Here is a 1,219-nt window from a genome sequence, read left to right as displayed (position 1 = left end):
AASMATTAGTTTATTCAACTTATAATTTAAAACAATTAAATCCTAAAACTAATAGAGTTTATTTAATTAATGAAAAAACCAAAGCAATAGATGCTCAAACACCAGTTAGTATAACACCATTAATCCCAAACAATAAATTAAAAGCATTTCCTAATTTACCAACTGCACCAACTAAAATCCCAGCTCCCCCACCGATAATTAAAAACCTTACAGTTGTTTTAATTGTTGCTGAAATTGTTTCGGTCAATTTCTTGCGTTGTAATAAACAACCAACAAGAGCAAATAAACCAATCAAAATTGCTGGTGTACCAATAAATTCTTTAAAGAAATTTAAAACATAATCGCCAGTTGTTAAAGATAAAAACTCGACATTTTTATCCCTCCTTGCTAATTATCATTTTTGTAGTATTAAGATAACGAAGGTTTCTTCTAACATCTTAAATCAAAATAGACATATGTAACATATGTCTATTTTGATTTTATTTTTTTCTTTCTTCTTTGCAATTTGTTTTCTTCTTTTTGGTAATAACTAGTAAAATTGTAAATTTTTTGCAAATTTATGCAAAAGTATTTCTAATGTTAATTATTTGGTAAAACAAAAACACATGTTAGATTAATAATCTAACATGTGTTACATTATTGGCAAAAGATATTAAATCCAATCTTATTTTGCACGTTTCATTGAATTCATAACCTTTTTAATATCTGCTTCCGACGGTTTGCGTCCCATTTGCATATACATTGCTCGAATTTGTTTTTCAGTAATTGGGGGATTATCACGTAATTGTTTCTGCACAATTTTTTTGGTAATTAAAAATCCTAAAACCCCACCAATAATTAAACAACCAATCCCAATAATAAGTCCTCCTCATCAAGGCATTCTTGTTGTCCTCCTTTTTTGTAATAAGTAATTATTAGCATAATTCCTATAATATTTTAACATATTTTTTAAAATAAGTCTTATTTTCCTGGTTTTTAAGAATCTGCTTTTCTTCGATTACATTTAGTATGGATAGCAATGATATTATCATTGTGATTTAACTGTAATATCTATTTGTACATATTGTTATTTTGTCATTTTATCTATATAAAAATAAAATAAACTCATATAAGTTCTTTAATTTTGTCGAAAACTCTTGATGAAATAAAAAAAATCATCAATATGACAATTTGAAAACTAATTTTGTGTAAGATTATGATTTTGCTTTAAATTTTTWAW

2 protein-coding genes are annotated in these 1,219 nt (G+C 25.8%); both read right to left on the bottom strand.

All coding sequences use genetic code 4. The features are described from left to right. Window positions 1-58: 58 nt before the first annotated feature. Complete coding sequence (locus EHV01_RS05770; protein ID WP_422066628.1) at window positions 59-295, bottom strand: PTS transporter subunit IIC; 237 nt, start codon at window positions 293-295, stop codon at window positions 59-61. A gap of 369 nt (window positions 296-664) precedes the next feature. Further along, window positions 665-880: a YneF family protein gene (locus tag EHV01_RS05765; RefSeq protein WP_400249400.1), complete on the bottom strand. Its 216-nt coding sequence runs from the start codon at window positions 878-880 to the stop codon at window positions 665-667. Window positions 881-1,219 lie beyond the last annotated feature (339 nt).

It is taken from the genome of Spiroplasma sp. hy2 (genome assembly GCF_044714365.1).
Classification (GTDB): domain Bacteria; phylum Bacillota_I; class Bacilli_A; order Mycoplasmatales; family Mycoplasmataceae; genus Spiroplasma; species Spiroplasma phoeniceum.
Note: the sequence above shows the minus strand (reverse complement) of the source record. Positions and strands in the feature narration are given on the sequence as shown.